The organism is Micromonospora saelicesensis, assembly GCF_900091575.1.
Lineage (GTDB): Bacteria > Actinomycetota > Actinomycetes > Mycobacteriales > Micromonosporaceae > Micromonospora > Micromonospora saelicesensis.
Genome location: NZ_FMCR01000002.1, coordinates 1051896 through 1072864 on the forward strand (window position 1 = coordinate 1051896; position 20969 = coordinate 1072864).

Below are 20969 nucleotides of genomic sequence, written 5' to 3' on the forward strand. Positions count from 1 at the left end.
TGGACGGACGCGGCGTGCAACGTGCCCTGGATGTGGCGCGGCGGTGCGCCACAGCGACCGGTCGCGTACGACCGAAATGCCCGGCTCGGGGGCGGACCTGTCAGCCGCCGACGGCCCGGTCCCCCGGACCCCGGCGGCGCCCACCCTCAATCTATTGACGATTGCCTATTGAATCAAGCGTCGTGGCACTCCCCCGCGCGGATGGCCCCGCGCCTGGCGCGCCCTCCCGGAAGCGAGGCCCGGTATCCCAGGTGCGAGGGAGCGGTTCCCCCCTCGAAGGGGATCACTCCTGCTCCCACCTCGTCGAGTCTGGAGGCATCGCAGGGCCGCGGTGTTCGCGGCCGGATGAGGAGGACGACCATGCGCAGAACACTCGGGTGGGGCATCGCCGCAGTGACCATGGCAGTTGCAGCGGCGACGCCGGCCGGGGCGGCAGAGCACCGACCGGCGCGGGTGACCGGATCGGCGGAGTTCGTGCTGCCGTTCGGGCAGGACGACGACGTGCAATCGTTCGCATTCGACGCCCGGTCGGCGCCGTACAGCCGGCCGCTGCCGATTCCGAAAGGGGAGAACGGCACCCCTGCGGACGCGACGGGGACAGTGCGAGTCGCGCACTGGCTGGCCGCAGCCAACATCACCGTGCGGTGGGAGGCATCGGTGGACTGCATGATCACCAGCCCGGGTCATGCCACACTGACCGGCATCGTCACCCGCGCCGACGACATGGCCATTGATTTCGTCGGCAAGCGGGTCGGATTCAGCGTGCAGGACGGCGGGCGCGGCGGCGACCGGGTCGGCTTCACCTGGTCAGCCAGCATGGACCAGGACGAGGCAGGCCAATGGGGCCCGGCCCGAATCGGTACGTGCCTTGCGCCGGCTGCGTTCGCCACTGTGACTCGCGGCAACTTGACAGTGCGGCACGCCGAAATGACGGCGCCGCCTGAGGGCAAGCGACCCTGACCACGCCGCGACAGGGAAAGAATGTTCCGGGGCCCGTGTCGATCCGCGGGCCGCCCGTTCGACGTGGGGATGCTGGAGCCGGGGAGACGGCCCCGTCGGATGAGGAGAACGCGATGTCGAAATACATGTTGATCATGCGGGGCACCGATGAGACGAACGCAGCCATGATGGCCAACATCGACGAGATGATGGCCACCACCCGCCAGTTCATCGAGGACATGATGAAGGCCGACGTTCTCGTCGCGGCCGAAGGGCTGGACGATCCGCGCCAGGGCGTCGTTGTCGACTTCGGTGGCGAGGCACCGGTGGTCACCGACGGTCCGTACGGCGAGACCAGGGAGTTGTTCGGAGGCTACTTCCTGCTCGACGTCGCCACGAAACAGGAGGCGGTCGAGTGGGCCAGGCGGGTCCCGGCGGTCCGCGGGTCCAAGATCGAGGTCCGGCGGGTGGCCGAGGCCGACGAGGTCCCGCAGGGTGGCGAAAGCAACGGCCAGGTCTGATGGGTACGGCCGACGTCGAGGCCGTCTGGCGGGTCGAGTCGGCGCGGATCGTGGCCGCGCTGACCCGGTTCACCGGTGACTTCGGGCTGGCCGAGGACGCCGCCCAGGAGGCGGTGGCCGAGGCGCTGGTGTCCTGGCAGCGTGCCTCTCCGGCCAATCCGGCCGGGTGGCTGATGGCCACGGCCCGGCGGCGGGCGATCGACGCCATCCGCCGCCGGGTCGCCCTCCAGGAGCGATACGCACTGTTGGCGGCCGATCCCGCGCTCGCTCAGGAGATCGACCCCGACCGGATCGACGACGATGTGCTGGCGCTGATGTTCGTCAGCTGCCACCCGCTGCTCTCCCGCGAGGCGCGGGTGGCGTTGACCCTGCGGGTGGTCGGCGGGCTGTCCACCGAGGAGATCGCCCGTGCGTTCCTGGTGTCGGTGCCGACCGTGCAGGCCCGCATCACCCGGGGCAAGAAGGCGATCGCGGCGGCCGGGGTGCCGTTCGAGCTGCCGCCGGCCGGCGAGCGCCGGGAGCGGCTGGGCGGCGTGCTCAGCGTCCTCTACGTGATCTTCACGGAGGGGTCGACGGCCACGTCGGGCGACCGGCTGCTGCGCCCCGATGTGGCGTACGAGGCGATCCGGCTGGCCCGCACACTCGCCGCGCTACAGCCGGACGAGCCGGAGGTGCACGGCCTGCTCGCCCTGTGCGAGCTGACGGCCGCGCGCTTCCCGGCCCGGACCGGCCCGGACGGCACCCCGATCCTCCTTGAGGACCAGGACCGCCGGTTGTGGGACTTCCCGGCGATCCGCCGTGGGCTGGCCGCGCTGGCCAGGGCATCGCAGCGCGGCCTCGGCCCCTACGGTCTACAGGCCACCATCGCGGCCACGCACGCGTCGGCAGCCTCGGTCGAGGAGACCGACTGGGCCCGGATCGTCCGGCTCTACGAGACGCTCGGCCGGGTCGCGCCCTCGCCGGTGGTCGAACTCAACCGGGCCGTCGCCGTCGCCATGGCCTCGGGTCCGGCGCCGGCCCTGGCCATCGTGGACGAGCTGATCGCCTCCAACCGGCTCCCCGGGTCACACCTCGTTTCGACGGTACGCGGCGAGCTGCTGACCCGCCTCGGCCGGCTTCCGGAGGCGCGCGCCGAGCTGGAGCTGGCCGCCCGGCTCTGCGCCAATCAGCGCGAACGCTCGGTGCTGCTCGGCAAGGCGGCCGCGCTGAACTGACTGCTCCGGCACCGCCGACCGAACCCCGAAGGCCGCTCGCCCGCCCCGTGGTCGCAGGCTCAGATCTGCCTTCTCGCCTGCTCGATGTGCCGGTCGATGGCGGACGCGCCGTGCGTGCCGCCGGTCTGCGCTGCCAGCACCCGTCCGGATAATCAGGAGGGTCCAATCGCCTGAGCTGGAGGTCCCATGCGTGTCATCCGCATTCTGCCCAACCTTCCGGTGGCTGACGTCGGCGCCGCGAAGGGCTTCTACACCGACTTTCTCGGTTTGAGCACCGAGGCATTCAACCTGGGTTGGGTGGCCCGCTACACCTCGCCCGACCCCGACGTGGCCGTGCAGCTCGTCTCCGGCGACGCGACCGCACCCGAGGACTCGGTCATCAGCGTGCAGGTAGATGACGTGGACGGCGCCTATGCCGAGGCACAGCGGCTCGGCTACGAGATCGTGCATCCGTTGACCACCGAGCCGTGGGGCGTGCGCAGGTTCTTCGTCCGCGCCCCGGACGGCAACGTCATCAACGTGGCGGCCCACCGCTCCTGAGACGGTGCCGACAATCCCGAGGGATTGACCCTCACAGACGCCCGATGTTAACTGCACATCAACGATGTGGATCGATGTTCATCCGGTTGCCGTCAACCCGGCACGGTGGCACCGCTCCGCGTCGTCTCGACATCGCCCTCGTTTCGGCGGACGTGGGCACACCGGGCACTTCCCCACAAGGAGCCCCGCATGCGTAGACGCGCCATCAGCACGCTCGCCGCCGCCGTCGTCACCGGACTCACCCTCGCCGCCGGTGCGGCGGCGGTCACCTCGTCCCCGGCCGAGGCCGCACCGTTGGGCAAGGTCCTGGTCTTCTCCAAGACCGCCGGCTTCCGGCACTCCTCCATCCCCAACGGCATCGCCGCCATCCAGCAGCTCGGCGCGGCGAACGGCTTCACCGTCACCGCCACCGAGGACGCGGCGACCTTCACCACTGCCAACCTCGCCCAGTACCAGGCGGTGGTCTTCCTCAGCACCACCGGCGACGTGCTCAACGCCGGCCAGCAGGGCGCCTTCGAGGCGTACGTGGCCGCCGGCGGCGGCTTCGTCGGAGTGCACGCCGCCGCCGACACCGAGTACGACTGGCAGTGGTACGGCGGGCTCGTCGGCGGGTACTTCGCCTCGCACCCGGCCACCCAGCAGGCGACAGTGCGGGTCGAGGATCGGGCCAACGCCTCGACCGCGCACCTGCCGTCGACCTGGACCCGCACCGACGAGTGGTACAACTACCGGACCAACCCCCGCTCGACGGTCAAGGTGCTGGCCAACCTCGACGAGTCGTCGTACACCGGTGGGTCGATGGGTGGTGACCACCCGATCACCTGGTGCCACAGCTATGGCGGCGGGCGCTCCTGGTACACCGGCCTCGGCCACACCGAGCAGAGCTACGCCGACCCGAACTTCACCCGCATGCTGCTGGGCGGCATCCAGGTGGCGGCCGGGGCGGTGGCGGCCGACTGCCGGCCGGAGCCCGGCTACACCCCGCTGTTCGACGGCACCCAGGCCAGCCTCGGGCAGTGGCGGCAGGCGGGGCCGGGCGGGTTCACACTGGCCGACGGGACCCTCACGTCGAACGGTGGCATGGGGTTGCTCTGGTACCCGGTGCGCACCTTCGCCAACTACTCGCTCAAGGTCGACTGGATGATGCCGGGCGACGACAACGGCGGGGTCTTCATCGGCTTCCCCGATCCGCAGGGCGACCCGTGGGCCCCGGTCGCCGCCGGTCACGAGATCCAGATCGACGCCACCGACGGCGACCCGACGCGCACCACCGGCAGCGTCTACAGCTTCCAGGCACCCAACCAGGCCGCCCGTGCGGCGGCGCTCAACCCACCCGGCTCCTGGAACACCTACGAGATCGGCGTGCACGGCCAGCGGGTCGAGATCTGGCTCAACGGCGTCAAGATCAACGATTACGTCAGCAGCCGGGCCATCGCCAACGGCTACATCGGGTTGCAGAACGACGGCGCCGGCATGGACATCAACTACCGCAACGTGCGGATCAGGACCGACGGTCCGAGTGAGCCACCCGCCACCGACCTGGCCCAGGGCCGGCCGGTGACAGCGTCCAGCGTCGAGCCGGGCAGTACGCACGCGGCGGCCAACGCCGTGGACGGCAACACGACGACCCGCTGGGGCAGCGCGTACGCCGACCCGCAGTGGATCACCGTCGACCTGGGGGCCGCGTACGCGATCAACCGGGTGCGGTTGGCCTGGGAGACGGCCCACGCGCGGGCGTACCAGGTCCAGGTGTCACCGGACAACATCACCTGGTCGCCGGTGCACACCACGACCGCCGGAGACGGCGGCGTCGACGACCTCACGGTCACCGGCACCGGCCGTTACCTGCGGGTGTACGGCACCCAGCGCGCCACCCAGTGGGGCTACTCGCTGTGGGACCTCAACGTCTACGGCACCGCCGCCGGTGGCACCCTGCTCTCCCGGGGCAAGCCGGTCACCGCGTCCACCGTGGAGCCGGGCAGCGCGCACACGGCGGCCAACGCCGTGGACGGCAACACGACGACCCGCTGGGGCAGCGCGTACGCCGACCCGCAGTGGATCTCGGTGGACCTCGGCGCGTCCCGCACCCTCGACCGGGTCCGGCTGACCTGGGAGGCGGCGTACGCGCGGGCGTACCAGATCCAGGTCTCCCCGGACAACATCACCTGGTCGCCGGTGCACACCACGACCACTGGCGACGGCGGTGTGGACGACATCGCCATCTCGGCCACCGGTCGCTACCTGCGCGTCCAGGGCACCCAGCGGGCCCTGCCCGCGTACGGCTACTCGCTGTGGGAGCTGGAGGTGCACGGCCGCTGACCGCGGGCCGGGCAACGCCCTAGCGCAGTTCCACGATCCTGGCCCGGGTGTTGGCTGGTGCTTCGGGGTGCCCGCGCTCGACGTCGGCCCGGACGTCGGCAACGGTCTTACCGGCCAGCTCCCGCCGCCAGGCCAGGTCGGCGCCGCGCATGGCCTGGGCGAACGCGCAGGACTGTCGATAGTCGACGCCCGCGTGCTCGCCCGGGCCCTTGCGGAGGATCTGGTCGCACTGGAACAGCTCCTCCGGGCCCTCGATGGCGGCCACGATGTCCAGGAGAGAGATCGCCGCCGGGGTCCGTGCCAGTTGGAAGCCGCCGCGCGGCCCCGAGGTCGACGTGAGGATCCCGGCCCGGGCCAGGGCTTGGAGCTGCTTGTTCAGATACGCCGGTGGCAGCTCGTAGAAGGCGGCGAGGGTGCCGGTCGGCACCGGGGCGTCCAGCCAGCTCAGGTTGAGGCACGTGTGGAGGGCCCATTCGACGCCCTGACTCATCCGCATAATCCTGGACTCTACCTGTCCAGAATTTGTGACGCACGCCATGATCGCTGGCGTAGGCTGATTCTGGACACTTAGTGTCTAGGAATCGACGGACGACGAAGGAGCCGACAATGACTTTGGTACGCGCAGCCCAGGCCGAGGTTCTCGACAGCGATCCGGCCAGCGTGATCACGCTGCTCCTCGACCCCGAGCACACCGGCGGCGCCCTGACCAGCAACCGCACACTGCTCAAGCACGGCACCGACGGTGCTCCGCCACACCTGCACACCCACTCCGGTGAGCTGTTCTTCATGCTCGACGGCGCCCTCGAGATGCTCGTCGACGACGAGGTGCACACACTGCACAAGGGAGACGCGCTCTTCGTCCCGCCGAACACCCCGCACGCCTTCGCCCCCGCCGACGGCAGGGACGCCGACTTCCTCGTCGTGATCACCCCCGGCAAGCCCCGGTTCGACTACTACCGACTGCTCGACAAGGTGCACCGGGGCGAAGCCACCTGGCAGGACGTCGGCGAGACCCAGGACCGCTACGACAACCACTACGTGGACAGCCCGTTGTGGGCCGGCCGACGAGGCTGACCGACGCGACCCTTACGTGCAGAAGTTGCCCCGTCGGCGCGGATGGACCGCACCGACGGGGCAGCGACTGTCGGACCGGCGCTACCTCTTGGCGATCCTGATCGTCGCGGTGCGGTAGTTGTTGCGCTTGTCGTTCTTCGTCGGGTCGTAGTTCTTCTCGATGTTGCCGGCGCTGTCGACCGAGAACCAGTTGAACGTCGTCGTCTCGGTCACGTGGAACACCTGCCCCGGCTCACGGAACTCGGTCGCCGCGTAGCGGGGCGACTCGAGCGTGGGCCGGCTGCCGTCGGTCGTGTAGTAGATGGTGGCCGGCTCGCTGGTCTCGAAGCGCACGTCGACAGGCCCGGAGTAGCGCCCGGCGCCCGGAACCAGCTGGGACGTCGGGTCCTCCTTGTCCCTGCCCCAGTCGGCCGCGACCCGGAACATCTCCATGATCCCGTTGGCGTACTCCATCGTCTCGGCGTGGCCACTGACAAGCTCGGGGTTCCCGTCCCACTCCGGCTGGAACGAGCCGCCCTGCCAGTCGCCGGTGGCCGGGTTGTAGACCGAGCCCCCGACCTCCCAGCCGAACGCGTAGATGCCGTAGGTGTGGTACAGGTCCTCACGTACGTTGCCCGCCGAGGAGTAGAGGACGTCGGACGAGCCGCCGACGTTCTCCGGCGTGACGACAGTTTCCCGGTGCGCCTTGACCTGCGACAGGATCCGGGCGGCGGACTGCCAGTAGAACGCCTCGTCACCCAGCGGCGGACGCGGCGTGGTGATCCGGCCGTCCGCGATGTAGGCGCCGGGCTGCCAGAAGAGCTGGCCGCCGTTGGAGTGCACCGACATCATGAACTTGATGTTCTTGTACTTCTCGACCAGCCAGATGATGTTCTTCGACTCGGGCTCGGACAGCTCTCCCGGCCCCTGGTAGGTGCCACTGACGCAGTTGGTCGACCCTCCCGCGTAGCCGTCGTGGCCCGACCCGACCCGGTAGTTCCGGTTCAGGTCGACGCCCCAGGAGTTCCGCTGCCCCGGATCGGCGCTCGCGTCCGGGCAGTGGTTCGTCATGTTCTTACGCTGCGAGGCGAAGTTGTAGAAGCTGTAGTTCGCCCCGTCGGGGTTGTTGGACAGGATGAAGAAGACGTCGGTGTTCTCGACGATCTTCTTCGTCTCCCGGTCGGACCGGTAGTTGTGCACCAGACGTTCGGCCGACTCCAGGCTGGTCGTCGCCGGCACCCACTCGCGGGCGTGGTCCTGCGCCTGGATGAGGACACCAGGCTTCTTACCGTCACGGTGCTTGCCGATCCGCAGGACCGGGATCGTCGCGGGGCCGCGCGGCACCTCGCCCTCCGGCGCTCCGACGCGCTTCTGGTCGAGGAAGTCGGTCAGCGCGACCGGGCCGGCCGTCGGAGCGACGATGCCGGTGCCCTCGTTGGTGCGGTACGGGTGCGCCCGGTCGATGAGCCCCGCGGAGCGGCCCCGCAGCGCCTCGGCCACCTCGGCGGCCGTGCTCGTCGGCGCACCCGAGGCGTCCGTGGCGAGCAGGACACGAACCGCCTTGCCGGTGACCTCCACCGCGAGCGGAAGGTTCGCGTCGGGCCGGTCCACGAAGTCCACTGTGATGTTGTTGCCGCCCTGGTGACCCCACGCCGCAGAGGTGACGACCACCGCAGCCTGCCCCGTACCGCCGATCTGGGCCTGCGCCTTGCGTTGGTACCCGTTCGTCTCGTTCGGCAGGTAGACGATCTCGGCGATGTCCGGGTACTGGCGGGCGATCTCCTTGGCACGGCTGTAGAGCTGCTGCGGGTGCCGGTAGCCGTCCACGAAGTCGGACTTGTAGGACGGGTTCGCCGTCAGCGGCGGCGGGGCGTCCTCGAGCCAGTTGGAGACGACACCGGTCGCGACGCCACCGGTGGAACTCGTCAGCTTGATCTTGTTGGGGCGTACGTCGAGCTTGAAGAGATTCCGGTGGAACATGTACTGCCCCGAGTCGACGAACCGGCTCATCGTCCGGGCGAAGCCGAACGGCGTGCCCTTCCCCGAGTCGTTCTCCAACTGCATCCCGACGATGGGGTCCGCCTGCTGCCCCTCGGTGGTCCGCGCCTCGACGTAGAGGAAGCCCTGACCCTTTGTGGTGAACCAGTCGGCGCGGACCACGCGTACCGTCGCGTCGTGGTTCGCCGGCTGGGCCGCCCGCGCGCTGGCCGCGCCGATGCCAATGCCACCGTCGGCCTCGTTGCTCCAGGCGAAGCCCGCGTCGTCGCCGAGCAGCTCGACGCCCATCGCCGTGAGTTCGGTGACCTGCTCGGCGGTCACCACCGCTTCGCCCTCGATGCCGTTCGGCACGCGCCGGAGGCCGTGTTCGAGGTCGAAGCCGGCTGCGGCCACCTTGTCCAGCATGTCGGCACCGGTCAGCCTGATGTGCACGAGGCGTACCGACTCACGATCCTCAAGCTGGGATCGGCTGGTGGCGGCTGACGGCCCCGTGGGATCCGCGCCCGCAGGGCCGGTCGTCACGAGGATGCTACCCACCAGGGTGGACAGCGCGAGCAGCGCGATGCGCCGTTGTGATCGCCGCATTCCCCCTCCTTCTGCCTACGACGGGTGATTGCCGGCGGACCGGTCCGGTGAGCGTATGTGGGTTCGCAGCTCCAGTGGCTCACGTCGATCGAATTTGAGCATTCCTTGAGGCGACCGTCGCCGGCCCCGCACCGCCCGCGTCCGTACCCCGGACGGCAGGTCCCCCGGCAGAGGGAGCGCTTCCCCATCTGCCGGGGAGGAGAGCTGATACGCAGCCAGCGATCGTAGGTCCATGGCTGTCGTTGAGATACCGAACCGCGCCAGAGCGTGGGCGCTGGCGTGTGCCGTGTTCGTCGTCGCTGCTGTGGCTCAGCGGCTGTACTGGATCGCCGGTGGTCGGTGGGGGTACACCGCCTGCGATCGCACCGATCTGGTCGATCCGGCGGGCGGGTGTGGTGCGGACCAGGTCGTGGCGTTGCCGTTCTGGTCGGGGTGGGGCGCGGTGGGAGTCGGCGTCGCCCTCGCGGTGATGCTCGGGTGCACGGTCCGGTTTGCCGGCACCTGGGCGACCGTCGGTAGCTGGGCCGCGGCCGCGCTGCTCCTCGTGGCCGCGTTCCCGCTGCACCTGGTCTTCGAGATCCCGGCAGCGCTGGCGGGGCGGCCCTCGGACTGGCGTGACCTCGGAGCCCGGCTCGTGCTGGTGGCCGGTGGCGTCCTGTTCGCCGGGCTCGCGAACGCATCCGGGCCCCGGCGCGGACCGGCCGCCGTCGGCTACCGGCCGGTGCCGCTGTGGACGCGCCGCTGGGCGTACGTCGCCGTCGCGCTGCCCGTGGTCGGCTGGGCCGTGCCCCACGGGTTGTGGGTGCTCGGCGTTCCGATCGGCATCTCCGAGCGGGAACTGAACGACATCGAACGGGACCTCTCCACACCGACGGGGGTGGCGATCACGCTCGTCCCGCCGCTCGCCGGCCTGCTCGTTCTCGGGCTGGTACAGCGGTGGGGGCAGCAGTTTCCGCGCTGGGTGCCGGGACTGAACGGTCGACAGGTCCCCCGACGGCTGGCGGTGCTCCCGGCCGGCGTGGTCGCACTCACGCTGGTCACCTACGGCGTGCTGAGCATCGCGGTGCTCGTCGGCCGACTGCTCACCGGTGAAACGCACTGGTCCGACGTGTGGGACGGATGGGCCGTCACCGCCACGCTGCTGGTCTTCCTCGGCTGGGGAGTGTCGTTGGCAGTCACCACCACTGGCTACGCCCTCACCACCTCGACCCACGCCGCCATGACCGCCTCCCAGGATCGGAGCGTCCATGAACCACGCTGACTCTGCCCGCGTCTCGACAGCCACCCCGCCGCCCTGGGCGGTCTGGGCCGCCTACGCCGTCCCCCTCTGCGTCCTGCCGTCCGCGGCCTGGCGACTGTCGTTGGTGTTCACCGACGATGCCGTCACCCAGTGGTACATGGTCTTCCTGTCCGCCCTGTCGATGGGACTGGCACTGTTGACACTCGGGCTGGTGCACCGGTGGGGACAGCGAGTCCCGCACCGGGTGCCCCGCATCGGCGGCCGTCGGATCCCGGCGCGTCCGGTAGTGCGCGTCGCGCTGATCGGCGGCTGGTCGCTCGTCGCCATCTGCGTGTACTTCCTCCTGAACCAGAGGTTCCACCTTGTGCAGAGCGTTTGGGTAGGCATCGGCGACGACGAACCGGTGCACCCGGCTCCTGGCTGGGAGGTGTTCCGTTACTACGCCCCGATGCTCGCGTGGGGCCCGCTCGTCATCGCCGTGGCCGCCGACTACCGCCGGCGCGCAGCCATCGTTCGAAGACTGGAGAAGCCATGAGAATCCGCACGTTACTTGTCGCCATGCTCGCCGGGGCCGTGGCGGCCGTCGGTGCCCCGGTGTCGGCGCAGGCCGACGACCAGGACCCACCGGAGGTACCCGCCACGCCGGGTGCGTGGATCGCCGGCGTCGGTGGCTTCGTCTACGACGAGCCCGGGACACTCGGTCATCAGATCCGGTTCGACGTCCTGGGCTGGGTCGACCGCCACGGGACAGGCCACGGTGTGTTCCGCTTCCGGCACGCGCTGCCCGACGGACACGTGGTGAGCGAGGGGCAGGCCGAGGTGACATGCGTCAGCGTGGTGGGCGACACCGCACTGGTAACCGCTGTGGTCCCGGACGGCGGAAGCCCAATGGTCAACCACGTCTTCGTCATCAAGATCATTGAGGGTGGTCCGGGACGAGCCGACCAGATCGAGACGCTCCAGGCCGGCGGCGATCCGACGAGACCCGCCAAGCGGTACTGCATCGACACCGCCCCGTACGACCTTTCCCGCTACCCGGTCCGACCCGGCGGTTACGCGTTTGGCACGTGACGTCTCCGCGCCTGCGGGAGCAGCACGTCCGGTCCTATCCTTGCGCGGTGTCGTACGCCGATCTCACTTGTGCCCAGTGGAACGACCTCTCCGATGGCGCTGCCCACCGGCTCGCCGAGGAGATCGCCGACCGGCACGGTCTGACCGTGCCGGTCGGCCTCCAGGACAGGGTGTACGCGGGGCGGTCGCACCGGGTGGCGCTGTTCGAGCGGGACGGGATGCGGTTCGCTCTGGTGCCCGGCGGCCGACCGATGCTCGGCCACGACGCGGCTCGTTTCCGGCCCACGTCGGACCAGCTGGCCAGCTACGCCGACAGCGCTGAGGAGTACGGCCTTCCACCGTTGGCCGAGTACGTCGACGCGATGACCTCACCGGTGCGCACCGTGGAGTTGCCAGCAATGCTGGTCGCTGTTGAAGCGTTCGATCCCTGCCAGGTCTCGCTGGCGCCGGACGACCCCCGGGTGCTCAAACTCATCGCGTCGCAGGGAGCTCAGCTCGACGGGGTGAGCCAGTTCCGGTCTGCGGGTGGGCTGACCGTCGAGTTCGACCAGACCGGGCAGGTGGCGAAGGCCCGAGCGACCACTGACGTGTCCCATGACGAGGCGATGGCCCAGCTCGCGAGCGGCGGCCTGCGGACGACGACTGCGGATGAGTGGGAGTGGGCATGTGGCGCGGGGGCGACGACTCTGTTCCGCTGGGGTGATGACTGCCCCAACGACGGTTACCCGTACGACTACAAGACCGGAATGCACCACGAGACCAACCTGTGGGGGTTGGCGATCGGGCAGGATCCGTACAAGCACGAGGCGACCACCGAGCGCACCATCGTGTGCGGCGGCGATGGCGGCAGCACCACCTGCGGAGGCAGCGGTTTCTTCCTGGGGTGGCTCGCCCTCGCCACCGCCTACCGGGACAAGGATTTCGGCCAGTGGCTCGCCTCTGACGACGGGTACGCCGAAGAGATCCTGACCCGACCCGTCCTGGAGCTGACCTGAGTCCACCAACCGCTGACCGCTTCGCAGCGGCAGGTCCGCGCAGCCGGCGCCCCAAAAAGCGCGAGACTCGACGAGATTCCCAGTGCACGCTTGGCGGCATGGAGCCCGCCTACCCCTGTGTGTGCTGCGGATATCGCACCCTGTCGGAACCACCGGGATCTCATGAGATCTGCCCCGTGTGCGGGTGGGAGGACGACGTCTACCAACTCCGCTGGCCGTATCAGGCGGTCGGCGCAAACGATCGCTCGTTGTTCGATGCCCAGCGAAGCTTCATTCCGCCCTCGTCCAGCGCTGATTCCAGCCGCACGCAGACCCGCGCCGACGTAGCCGATTTCGAGCAGGATCCCCTCTGGCGGCGCATCGATGATCGCCGCGACCGGTTCGAGCCACGCGGCGGAAGCCTCGCCCCCTGGCCCGACGATCGGACGATCCTGAACTGGTGGCGGCGCCGCACCTCGAGAGCCTGGTGGGAGGACGTCACACCCAGTGCCCTCACCTACGGCGACGACGCCGACAGTCGGGTCACCGAGTTCGTCGCTGCCGTGCTTGCTGTCGCCGACGCGACGCCGCCTGCCGATCCTGACAACCTCTCCGGCATGGAGGTCGACTTCGACCACTACCTCTGGCGCTGCCGATCGATCCGGCAGGTGACAGTGTCCAGCAGCGCTGACCCTGCCCGTCAACTGACCGCCCACTGCCTCGCCGAACAAGCCGCAACGCCACAGCAGGTCGCAGCGGAGCTTGAAGAAGTGTGGCTGCGGGACCTTCGCTACCAGGACTGGGACGCCCACCTGCTGCAGGTCACGCCGACCTCGGTGGATCTCCACGTGGCGACCAGGAACAGCCAAGGCGGCTACTACATCACCGCTTCGATCTTCACACGATGGTCCGACAACGTCGATGCGTCGACAGACGCAGCACCCGAGTTCAGAACGTGGCGATCGGGTTGACCGGGCTGCCGGACGTGCCGGAGAAGCGAACGGGTGCGACCGCCAGCTGAAAGTCCCACTGGCCGAGTTCGGTAGCCGTCGTCGCGCAGGCCTCCAGGTCGCAGTTGTCGAGCATCCACAGACCCATCGCGACCAGGCTCACGGCGTGGACCGGCATCAACACGTCGTCGTACCCGGACGGCTGAACGTCCTGGGGGGTGTCGGCGCCGATCAGCGCCACCCCCCGTTCGTGCAGCCAGGGCAGGCAGGACGCGTGCCAGCCGGCCTGCGTGAAGCCGCTGGCCGCACCGTTCTCGTGCCGGAAGCGCCCGTAGCCGGTCCGCAGGAGTACCGCATCGCCGGGTCGCACCCGCACATCCTGGCGACGCTCGGCCTCCTCGAGATCGTGGGGAAACACGCCCTGCCCCGGCTCCAGCCACGGCACACCCCGGGCCGCCGCGACGTCGAGCAGGACACCACGCGTGACGATCCCGTTCGCGGCCGCCGTGACGGCCGCCCACGCCGAGCCCGTCGCGGCATCGACCAACGAGTGCGACCGCCCGTTGTACATCGTGCCGTCCCAGTAGATGTGGCACGGCGAGTCGAGGTGGGTGAGGGTGTTGCCGTGAAACGAGATGCCGAGCCGCTCGGACGAGAAGCCCCAGCGCCGGTCGGCGTGGAAGGCGGGCGGCATGTTCTCCGCGCCCGGCATGTCGGCGGTGCACGGGCACGTCGTCGTCGACCGCTCCATGTCTGCCGGTGCGGAGACCTCCCACGCGCAGGACACGCTCCTGCCGTGCCGCACGGCCCGCGCTGCCGCCAACCGGACGTCGTCGGTGATGTGGTTCAGCGTGCCGCGCTCGTCGTCGTCGCCCCACCGCCCCCAGTTGGACAGCGTGTCGAAGTACCCGAGCACCTCGTCCTGCGTCGGCATCGGTCGCCCTGCCGTCATGTCAGCATCGACTCCTCGTGTCATGCGGTTTCGACGCACCGCAGGTCAGGGTAGCCCGCCGCTTGATCGGCGGAGGACCGCCGGCAGCGCGGCCGCGCTGGTGTTCTACTCACTGAACTCGGTCACGGAGAGCGCCTCGTCCAGTCGACCGGCGGCGAGGTCGTCGTGGCGGATGACGAAGCTGCCGTAGTAGAACTCGTCGGCGAGGGAAAAACGGGCGAGCGACACCCACTCGTTCGTCAGCCGGTGCTCCTCCTTCTCCAGGTGGGTATACCACTGCGTCACCGGGACGACGATCTCGCCGGCCTTCTCCCGCCCGGCCAGGGTCTGCTCCGCGATACTCCTGATCACCTCGTCGTCGGCGTATCCGCCGATATCGGCGCTGGCAAGCCCTTCATCGGGCGGCCAGAGGTCATCGGCCAGCGCACGGAGCTCATCCAGATGAGGCAGATCGCGCTCCAGGTCACGGGCCAACTGTTGCCGGAACGGCGACAGGTCGTCCTCGTCCTCGTCGTCCTCGTCGTCGTCCTTCTTCGCGATCCAAGGGGGCAGCTCCACGCCGAGCCTGGCGTGGAGGTCGTACTGCTCGCCGACGAAGTTCGGGATGCTGGGTTCTTCCGCCACCTCGGTATCGGTGTCCCCCGGTACGTACACGACCCGCGCGTACCTCCGGTCTCCGGTGCCACCGGCCAGGTGGTCCTCCTCATGGGCCAGGAAGAAGAGCAGCGAGCCGTCCACCGGCAGGCCGAAGCCCTCGACTCTCGGCAGCGCCGCACAGTCGACGGAGAAGATGAACGGCAACGGACTGGCTCCGGCGGTCGGCCAGTCGGCGCCCACCGGCAGTCGGGGCAACCCACCGCACTGCCCGACCGGGGCACCGCCGGAACCCCCGCCCAACCGGACCGACAGACGCAGGTGGTCGGTGAACCTGTTGATCTCGTCGTCCGGAATGCCCAACGCGAGCGCGGCACGGCGGAGCTGCCCTTGATGATCCATGGCCCCGCATGATGCCATCGAGGTACGACGCGAGAACGCCGGGCGGCCGGATGGCTCGCCCTGCCGGCATCACCGCCGTTGCCCGGCCGGCCCGACGCGCAGCTCAGGGTGTTGGAGCGTCCTCCTGTCGTCGCCCGTCCAGTGCGAGAAGTCGGGCGGCGTCGTATCCCCCACAGATGTTGGCGAAAACGCCACTGCGGCGGGTGATGCCCCGGCTGTCCCAACAGGTGCCGACCCGGCAGGGGGATGCATATCGCTCCGGTGAGGGAGGCCGTGCGCCCTTGGCGGTGCGATGGTCAGGCCATCACCGGTGGCCGCCAGCGGACAGGCGCATCGCGGGCGTCGGTGGTGACGGCAGTGTCCGAGCGGGGCGGGTTGGGGTGACGATGACGAAGCATGCTGTCCGGGTGGCCCGGATGTTCGACGGCGAACGGCTCGTGGACGGTGGGGTGCTGGTCCTGCTCGACGAGGGGCGCATCGCCGAGGTGCAGCGGGGTAGCGCCGAGGCGCCGGACGGCTGGCCGGTGCGCCACGAGCCGAACGGCACGCTGCTGCCCGGTCTGGTCGACGCGCACGTGCACCTGTGCGCCGACGCCGGGCCCGACGCGCTCGGCCGGCTCGCCGATCGTCTGGAGTCGGACCTCGACGCGGTCGTCGAGGCGTCGCTACGTACGCACCTGGCGGCCGGCGTCACGACGGTCCGGGACCTGGGCGACCGGCGTGACGCGGTGCTGCGTTGGCGGGGTCGGCGGGTGCGGGACGACCTTCCGACGGTGGTGGGGGCGGGCGCACCGCTGACCAGCGTCGGCGGGCACTGCTGGTCGTTGGGGGGTGAGGCGAGCGGTGTCGACGGCGTCCGCGAGGCCGTACGTCTGCGGGCGGCGGCCGGTGCCGATCTGGTGAAGGTCATGGCCAGCGGCGGGGTGTTCACGCCGGGCACCGACACCACGAAGCCGCAGTTCACCGACGAGGAGCTGACCGGCGCACTGACGCGGGCCCACGATCTGGGCCTGCCGGTGACCGCGCACGCGCACGCGCTCAGCGCGGTCGAGCAGGCGCTGCGCGTCGGTGTGGACGGCATCGAGCACTGCACCTGCGTCACCGCGGCCGGCGCCCGTGTTCCCGCTGAGCTCGCGGACCGACTGGCCGCGTCCGGGGTGGCGGTCTGTGCCACGCTCGGCACCGACCCGGCCGTGGTCACGCCACCGGAGGTGGTGGAGATGGCGGCGCGGGCCGGGCTCAGCGAGGCCGCGCTGCGCGACGGCGTTGCCACCCTGCACCGGGCCGGGGTCCGCCTGGTGGCCGGTTCGGACGCGGGCCTCGGCCCCGCGAAGCCGCACGGGATCCTGCCCGAGACGCTCGTCGAGTACGTGGCCTGCGGCATTCCCGCCACCGTCGCCCTCGCCGCGGCCACCTCGGTCGGCGCCGAGGTGTGTGGCCTGGGGCAACGCAAGGGCCGGGTCCGCCCCGGGTTCGAGGCCGACCTGTTGATCGTGGACGGCGACCCGACGAGCGACATCACTGTGCTGCGCCGCCCGCTCGCGGTGTACCTCGCCGGTGACCTCGTGAGATAAGGGTGTCGCGGATTCAGGACGAGCGGAGCTGCTCGCGGACCCAGGCCCGGTCGGGGTTCACGACAGCCTGATCGCCGAGCACGACGGTGGGCACTGTCTCGTTGCCGCCGGCCACCGCCCGGACGGCGGCGGCCGCGGCCGGGTCGCGCCAGATGTCCACCCAGTGCGCCCGCCGGGCGAGCCGGCCGAGGGAGAACCGGAGCCGCAGGCAGTAGTGACAGCCGGGACGCCAGTACACGATCGGCCGGCCGTCGACCGCGCTGGCCCGTTGGGCCTCGGCGGCGCCCACCGAGCGGGGAAAGGCCCACGGCGACAGCAGCAGCGCCAACGCCAGGAAGACCAACAACTCGACGCCGCCGACGACGGGCAGACCGTCGGCCAGTTGTGCCGCAGCCACCAGCACGCCGCACGTCGCCATCAGGATCGCCAGAACCCACCGTCGCAGCACGCCGAGGACCCTACCTCCCGGTACGCGATGGCCACTGTTGCGGCCAGGTCGGCGGCCATCACGCCTTGACATGTATCGATGTTAACGCCAACATGAACTCCGCCACCTGGTAGCAACGCCACCGTCACATTCCCAGCCCTTCGCGCCTCTCCCCCGGCCCTGCCCGACGTCGCCGCGTGGCGTCGACCGGACCGGCCACGGCATCGCCGCGGTGCTACAGGTGCTGGTCAATGACCGTCCCAATCCCGCGGAGGACACATGCCGCTGCCATTCCCTCGAACCGACCCGAACACCCGTCGGGCCGTCCGCCGGGGGCCTGCCGGCCACGGTGTCTCTCGGCGTCTACGGTCGACTCTGGCCGCGGTGCTGGTGGTACTGGCCGTGTCGGCCGGCCTGCCCGTGGCCGCGCCGGCGCACGCCGCGCCGGCCGTCAACTACACCAACCCGTTGGTGAACCAGCGGGCCGACCCGCACATCTTCCGGCACACCGACGGCTACTACTACCTGACCGCGACCGTGCCGCAGTACGACCGGATCGTGCTGCGCCGGGCGACCACCCTGCAAGGGTTGGCAACGGCTGCGGAGACGACGATCTGGAGCCGCCACACCAGCGGAGAGATGGGCGCCCACATCTGGGCGCCGGAGATCCACTTCATCAACAACCGGTGGTACGTCTACTTCGCCGCGGGCCGGACCGACGACGTGTGGCGGATCCGGATGTACGTGTTGGAGAACGCCAACGCGAATCCGCTGACCGGTTCGTGGACCGAACGCGGCCGGATCACCACACCCTGGGACACCTTCAGCCTGGACGCCTCGACCTTCGTCGCCAACGGGGTGCGCTATCTGACCTGGGCACAGCAGGAGCCGTCGATCGGAAACAACTCCAACGTCTACCTCGCCCGGATGGGTGCCAACCCGTGGCAGATCACCGGCACCGTGACCCGACTCGTCGTGCCGACGTACGACTGGGAGACCCGCGGTTACCGGGTTGCCGAGGGACCGGCGGTGATCCAACGAAACGGCCGGATCTTCCTGACCTACTCGGCCAGCGCCACGGACGCCAACTACTGCCTCGGGATGCTGAGCGCCTCCGCCAGCGCGAACCTGCTCGACGCCGCCTCCTGGAGCAAGAGCCCCAACCCGGTGTTCGCCAGCAACGCGGCCACCGGCCAGTACGGCCCCGGCCACAACTCGTTCACCGTCTCCGAGGACGGGCAGAGCGACATCCTCGTCTACCACGACCGGAACTACCGCGACATCACCGGCGATCCGCTCAACGACCCGAACCGACGCACCCGGCTACAGAAGGTGTACTGGAACGCCGACGGCACCCCGAACTTCGGCATCCCGGTGCCCGACGGGGCCACACCGGTGCGGCTGCGGTCCCATGACCAGGCCAGCAGCTTCATCCGGCACTACGACTACCGGGCCCGGATCGAGCCGAACGTGACCAACCTGGCCGACTCCCAGTTCCGCATCGTCACCGGCCTCGCCGGCGGCGGATCGGTGTCGCTGGAGTCGACCAACTTCCCCGGTTACTACCTACGCCACCGGGGCTACGCCCTGTACGTGGAGAAGAACGACGGCTCGGCGCTGTTCGGCGGCGACGCGAGCTTCCGTCGTCAGGCCGGCCTCGCCGACAGCGCCGGGATCTCGCTGGAGTCGCAGAACTTCCCGGGCCGCCACGTGCGCCACCGCGACGGACTGCTCTACATCGAGGCGGTCAGTTCGAGCGCCGAGCGCGCCTCGGCCACCTTCCACCTCGAGTAGGTGCCCGCGGTCGTCGATACCCGTCCAGGTCCGCCCCGGAGCCCATTCCAGCCAGGAGGAGCGATGCCCTTCACCATCACCAGAAGACCGTCCGGCGCCGGGACGATCCGTCGCGGCCGGCGTACGGGCCTGGTGTTCGCCATGATCACCGCGCTGGTCGGCGCGGCCGGTGCCGCTCTGGTCGGCGCGCCGCCGGCAGCGGCGGCGAGCATCGACACTAACGCCTACTACGTCCTGGTCAACCGCAACAGCGGCAAGGTCCTCGACGTCCGGGACACCTCGACGGCAGACGGCGCGGTGATCCAGCAGTGGTCCCGTAACGACGGCGCGTGGCAGCAGTTCCAGTTCGTCTCCTCCGGCAGCGGCTACTACCGCCTCAAGGCCCGGCACAGCGGCAAGGTCGTCGACCTGTGGGAGTGGAACACCGCCGACGGCGCCGAGTACCGCCAGTGGTCCGATGCCAACGGCACCAACCAGCAGTTCCAGGTCCTCGACTCCGACGGCGGCTACGTCCGGCTGATCAACCGCCACTCGGCCAAGGCACTGGAGGTCTGGGAGCGGTCCACGGCCGACGGGGGCCGGATCAGTCAGTACGCCGACCTCAACGGCCCGAACCAGCAGTGGCAGTTGGTAGCGGTAGGCGGCGGAGGCACCAGTTGTGGCAGCGGGTCGAGCAACGCCGAGGCCGTACTGAGCGGGAGCACCTGGACGGCCCGCAATGGCTCGTCGACGGTCTACTCGGGCGCGGACATGCTGTCGGCGATGCAGGCGGCGGTCAACTCGCTCTCTGCGGGTCGCACGTCGAAGCAGCGGGTGGTGGTTCGCGGCTCCGGCTCGATGAGCGCGGGCTCGCGGTTGTCGCTGCCGTCGTACACGACACTGGCCGTGTGCGGCACGATCAACGTGACCGGGTCGGGCTCGGGTGACCAGGCGCCGGTGTACTCGCGGGGAACCACGGACGTCGAGGTGCAGAACCTCACGCTGACCGGCTCGCCGTTGTACGGGATCTTCATGCGCAACGTGAACAACCTGACTCTCGGGCAGATCGACATGCGGCTCTCCGCCGGCTTGGGCGTACGCATCGACAACCATGGTGGAGATCGAGCGGTCAAGGTGCGCAACGTCCGCATCGACAACGTGTACGTGTCGGGGACCGGCACCCACGGGGTGGAGACGTACGGCGTGGACGGTCTGACGATCGGCACGGTCACGGCCCGGAACACCCGGGACTCCGGCCTGCTGCTCAATGACACGATCAACGCCACGGTGGGCACCGTCGACGCGCAGGGTGCCGGGGCCGGAACCGGGTACGCGGCGTTCCGGATGGCCAACCGCAACGGCCGCGTGGGCAACTCGTACCCGACCAACATCCGGGTCGGAACCGTGCTCGCGTCCGGCGGTGGCCGGGGGATCTTCTGCGTGTCCGAGTCGGGCGGCGCGGTCATCGACCGGGTGACGATCTCGAACACGGGCAACAACGCGATCCTGGTGGAGAACTGCTCCAACGTCACCATCGCCGGGGTGTCCGGGACGGTGACGGGCGGCGGCGAGGTGCGGATCGCGGCCCGGAGCGAGTTCCCGATCTCCTCTGGCATCCGGTTCCAGAATCTGACCGTCAGCGGCACCAACATCACCCAGAGCCCCTGCGGTGGGGCGAACAACACGATCAGCAACGTCACCCGAGTCAACTCGACCCTGACCTGGTGTTGACCCGGTGAGAGCGGCCGCGCCGAACCTGGGCGGCCGCTCTCAGTCGGATCGTGGTGCGTCGCCCGGACCGGTCGCGGGTTTCGTCGGCTGGCGCTTCCGGGTAGCGGTTGGC

19 protein-coding genes are annotated in these 20969 nt (G+C 69.9%); 14 read left to right on the top strand and 5 right to left on the bottom strand.

Annotated elements, in window-relative coordinates; translation table 11 throughout:
• Positions 1-360: 360 nt before the first annotated feature.
• The 5 genes from GA0070561_RS12580 (at position 361) to GA0070561_RS34610 (ending at position 5533) form a co-directional block, all read left to right on the top strand.
• Positions 361-960, top strand: a complete 600-nt coding sequence (locus GA0070561_RS12580; RefSeq protein WP_091399863.1) for a hypothetical protein — start codon at positions 361-363, stop codon at positions 958-960.
• Positions 961-1073: 113 nt separating this feature from the next.
• On the top strand, positions 1074-1460 hold the full coding sequence (locus GA0070561_RS12585; protein WP_091399865.1) for a YciI family protein: 387 nt from the start codon (positions 1074-1076) through the stop codon (positions 1458-1460).
• The gene (locus GA0070561_RS12590; protein WP_091399867.1) at positions 1460-2674 is read left to right on the top strand and encodes an RNA polymerase sigma factor; all 1215 of its coding nucleotides are present in this window, start codon (positions 1460-1462) and stop codon (positions 2672-2674) included. The genes GA0070561_RS12585 and GA0070561_RS12590 overlap by 1 nt, the downstream gene beginning before the upstream one ends.
• 186 nt (positions 2675-2860) lie before the next feature.
• On the top strand, positions 2861-3214 hold the full coding sequence (locus GA0070561_RS12595; protein WP_091399869.1) for a VOC family protein: 354 nt from the start codon (positions 2861-2863) through the stop codon (positions 3212-3214).
• A gap of 189 nt (positions 3215-3403) precedes the next feature.
• The gene (locus tag GA0070561_RS34610; RefSeq protein ID WP_091399871.1) at positions 3404-5533 is read left to right on the top strand and encodes a ThuA domain-containing protein; all 2130 of its coding nucleotides are present in this window, start codon (positions 3404-3406) and stop codon (positions 5531-5533) included.
• Between the two features lie 19 nt (positions 5534-5552).
• Here the strand turns inward: GA0070561_RS34610 and GA0070561_RS12605 are convergent, their stop codons facing one another.
• On the bottom strand, positions 5553-6023 hold the full coding sequence (locus GA0070561_RS12605; RefSeq protein ID WP_091399873.1) for an RrF2 family transcriptional regulator: 471 nt from the start codon (positions 6021-6023) through the stop codon (positions 5553-5555).
• A gap of 116 nt (positions 6024-6139) precedes the next feature.
• On the opposite strand from GA0070561_RS12605, the gene GA0070561_RS12610 reads away from it, so the two are divergent.
• Positions 6140-6607, top strand: a complete 468-nt coding sequence (locus GA0070561_RS12610) for a cupin domain-containing protein (RefSeq protein WP_091399875.1) — start codon at positions 6140-6142, stop codon at positions 6605-6607.
• An 81-nt stretch (positions 6608-6688) separates the two neighbouring features.
• Here GA0070561_RS12610 and GA0070561_RS12615 read toward each other — a convergent pair whose 3' ends face one another.
• The gene (locus GA0070561_RS12615) at positions 6689-9169 is read right to left on the bottom strand and encodes a M14 family zinc carboxypeptidase (RefSeq protein ID WP_091399878.1); all 2481 of its coding nucleotides are present in this window, start codon (positions 9167-9169) and stop codon (positions 6689-6691) included.
• Positions 9170-9401: 232 nt separating this feature from the next.
• On the opposite strand from GA0070561_RS12615, the gene GA0070561_RS12620 reads away from it, so the two are divergent.
• The 5 genes from GA0070561_RS12620 (at position 9402) to GA0070561_RS12640 (ending at position 13425) form a co-directional block, all read left to right on the top strand.
• On the top strand, positions 9402-10430 hold the full coding sequence (locus GA0070561_RS12620) for a hypothetical protein (protein WP_141710367.1): 1029 nt from the start codon (positions 9402-9404) through the stop codon (positions 10428-10430).
• Positions 10417-10944 (top strand): hypothetical protein, encoded by a 528-nt coding sequence (locus GA0070561_RS12625; protein WP_091399882.1) that lies wholly within the window; start codon positions 10417-10419, stop codon positions 10942-10944. Before GA0070561_RS12620 ends, GA0070561_RS12625 begins: the two co-directional genes overlap by 14 nt.
• Positions 10941-11480, top strand: coding sequence for a hypothetical protein (locus GA0070561_RS12630; protein WP_141710368.1), 540 nt, complete (start codon positions 10941-10943; stop codon positions 11478-11480). The genes GA0070561_RS12625 and GA0070561_RS12630 overlap by 4 nt, the downstream gene beginning before the upstream one ends.
• Positions 11481-11527: 47 nt before the next feature.
• Positions 11528-12475, top strand: coding sequence for a hypothetical protein (locus GA0070561_RS12635; protein WP_091399887.1), 948 nt, complete (start codon positions 11528-11530; stop codon positions 12473-12475).
• A 98-nt stretch (positions 12476-12573) separates the two neighbouring features.
• On the top strand, positions 12574-13425 hold the full coding sequence (locus GA0070561_RS12640; protein ID WP_091399889.1) for a CPCC family cysteine-rich protein: 852 nt from the start codon (positions 12574-12576) through the stop codon (positions 13423-13425).
• On the opposite strand, the gene GA0070561_RS12645 is transcribed toward GA0070561_RS12640, so the two are convergent.
• Both GA0070561_RS12645 and GA0070561_RS12650 read right to left on the bottom strand, forming a co-directional pair.
• Positions 13403-14356 (bottom strand): cyclase family protein, encoded by a 954-nt coding sequence (locus tag GA0070561_RS12645; protein ID WP_244166172.1) that lies wholly within the window; start codon positions 14354-14356, stop codon positions 13403-13405. The two genes, GA0070561_RS12640 and GA0070561_RS12645, sit on opposite strands and share 23 nt — an antisense overlap.
• A 105-nt stretch (positions 14357-14461) precedes the next feature.
• Entirely contained in the window at positions 14462-15352 is an 891-nt protein-coding gene (locus tag GA0070561_RS12650) for a DUF1963 domain-containing protein (protein WP_091399893.1), read from the bottom strand.
• Between the two features lie 386 nt (positions 15353-15738).
• On the opposite strand from GA0070561_RS12650, the gene GA0070561_RS12655 reads away from it, so the two are divergent.
• Complete coding sequence (locus GA0070561_RS12655; RefSeq protein ID WP_091400244.1) at positions 15739-16926, top strand: metal-dependent hydrolase family protein; 1188 nt, start codon at positions 15739-15741, stop codon at positions 16924-16926.
• Between the two features lie 13 nt (positions 16927-16939).
• On the opposite strand, the gene GA0070561_RS12660 is transcribed toward GA0070561_RS12655, so the two are convergent.
• The gene (locus tag GA0070561_RS12660; protein ID WP_091399895.1) at positions 16940-17374 is read right to left on the bottom strand and encodes a glutaredoxin domain-containing protein; all 435 of its coding nucleotides are present in this window, start codon (positions 17372-17374) and stop codon (positions 16940-16942) included.
• A gap of 363 nt (positions 17375-17737) precedes the next feature.
• On the opposite strand from GA0070561_RS12660, the gene GA0070561_RS12665 reads away from it, so the two are divergent.
• Both GA0070561_RS12665 and GA0070561_RS12670 read left to right on the top strand, forming a co-directional pair.
• Positions 17738-19147 (top strand): family 43 glycosylhydrolase, encoded by a 1410-nt coding sequence (locus GA0070561_RS12665; protein WP_244166173.1) that lies wholly within the window; start codon positions 17738-17740, stop codon positions 19145-19147.
• Positions 19148-19210: 63 nt separating this feature from the next.
• On the top strand, positions 19211-20857 hold the full coding sequence (locus GA0070561_RS12670) for an RICIN domain-containing protein (RefSeq protein ID WP_091399899.1): 1647 nt from the start codon (positions 19211-19213) through the stop codon (positions 20855-20857).
• Positions 20858-20969: the final 112 nt, after the last annotated feature.

Bases quoted from the DNA above. Each gene is read 5' to 3' on its own strand.
- GA0070561_RS12630 (WP_141710368.1), top strand. From the start codon at position 10,941: ATGAGAATCCGCACGTTACTTGTCGCCATGCTCGCCGGGGCCGTGGCG.
- GA0070561_RS12605 (WP_091399873.1), bottom strand. From the start codon at position 6,023: ATGAGTCAGGGCGTCGAATGGGCCCTCCACACGTGCCTCAACCTGAGC.
- GA0070561_RS12610 (WP_091399875.1), top strand. From the start codon at position 6,140: ATGACTTTGGTACGCGCAGCCCAGGCCGAGGTTCTCGACAGCGATCCG.
- GA0070561_RS12615 (WP_091399878.1), bottom strand. From the start codon at position 9,169: ATGCGGCGATCACAACGGCGCATCGCGCTGCTCGCGCTGTCCACCCTG.
- GA0070561_RS12645 (WP_244166172.1), bottom strand. From the start codon at position 14,356: ATGACGGCAGGGCGACCGATGCCGACGCAGGACGAGGTGCTCGGGTAC.
- GA0070561_RS12655 (WP_091400244.1), top strand. From the start codon at position 15,739: ATGACGAAGCATGCTGTCCGGGTGGCCCGGATGTTCGACGGCGAACGG.
- GA0070561_RS12670 (WP_091399899.1), top strand. From the start codon at position 19,211: ATGCCCTTCACCATCACCAGAAGACCGTCCGGCGCCGGGACGATCCGT.
- GA0070561_RS12650 (WP_091399893.1), bottom strand. From the start codon at position 15,352: ATGGATCATCAAGGGCAGCTCCGCCGTGCCGCGCTCGCGTTGGGCATT.
- GA0070561_RS12625 (WP_091399882.1), top strand. From the start codon at position 10,417: ATGAACCACGCTGACTCTGCCCGCGTCTCGACAGCCACCCCGCCGCCC.
- GA0070561_RS12580 (WP_091399863.1), top strand. From the start codon at position 361: ATGCGCAGAACACTCGGGTGGGGCATCGCCGCAGTGACCATGGCAGTT.
- GA0070561_RS12585 (WP_091399865.1), top strand. From the start codon at position 1,074: ATGTCGAAATACATGTTGATCATGCGGGGCACCGATGAGACGAACGCA.
- GA0070561_RS34610 (WP_091399871.1), top strand. From the start codon at position 3,404: ATGCGTAGACGCGCCATCAGCACGCTCGCCGCCGCCGTCGTCACCGGA.
- GA0070561_RS12620 (WP_141710367.1), top strand. From the start codon at position 9,402: ATGGCTGTCGTTGAGATACCGAACCGCGCCAGAGCGTGGGCGCTGGCG.
- GA0070561_RS12640 (WP_091399889.1), top strand. From the start codon at position 12,574: ATGGAGCCCGCCTACCCCTGTGTGTGCTGCGGATATCGCACCCTGTCG.
- GA0070561_RS12590 (WP_091399867.1), top strand. From the start codon at position 1,460: ATGGGTACGGCCGACGTCGAGGCCGTCTGGCGGGTCGAGTCGGCGCGG.
- GA0070561_RS12595 (WP_091399869.1), top strand. From the start codon at position 2,861: ATGCGTGTCATCCGCATTCTGCCCAACCTTCCGGTGGCTGACGTCGGC.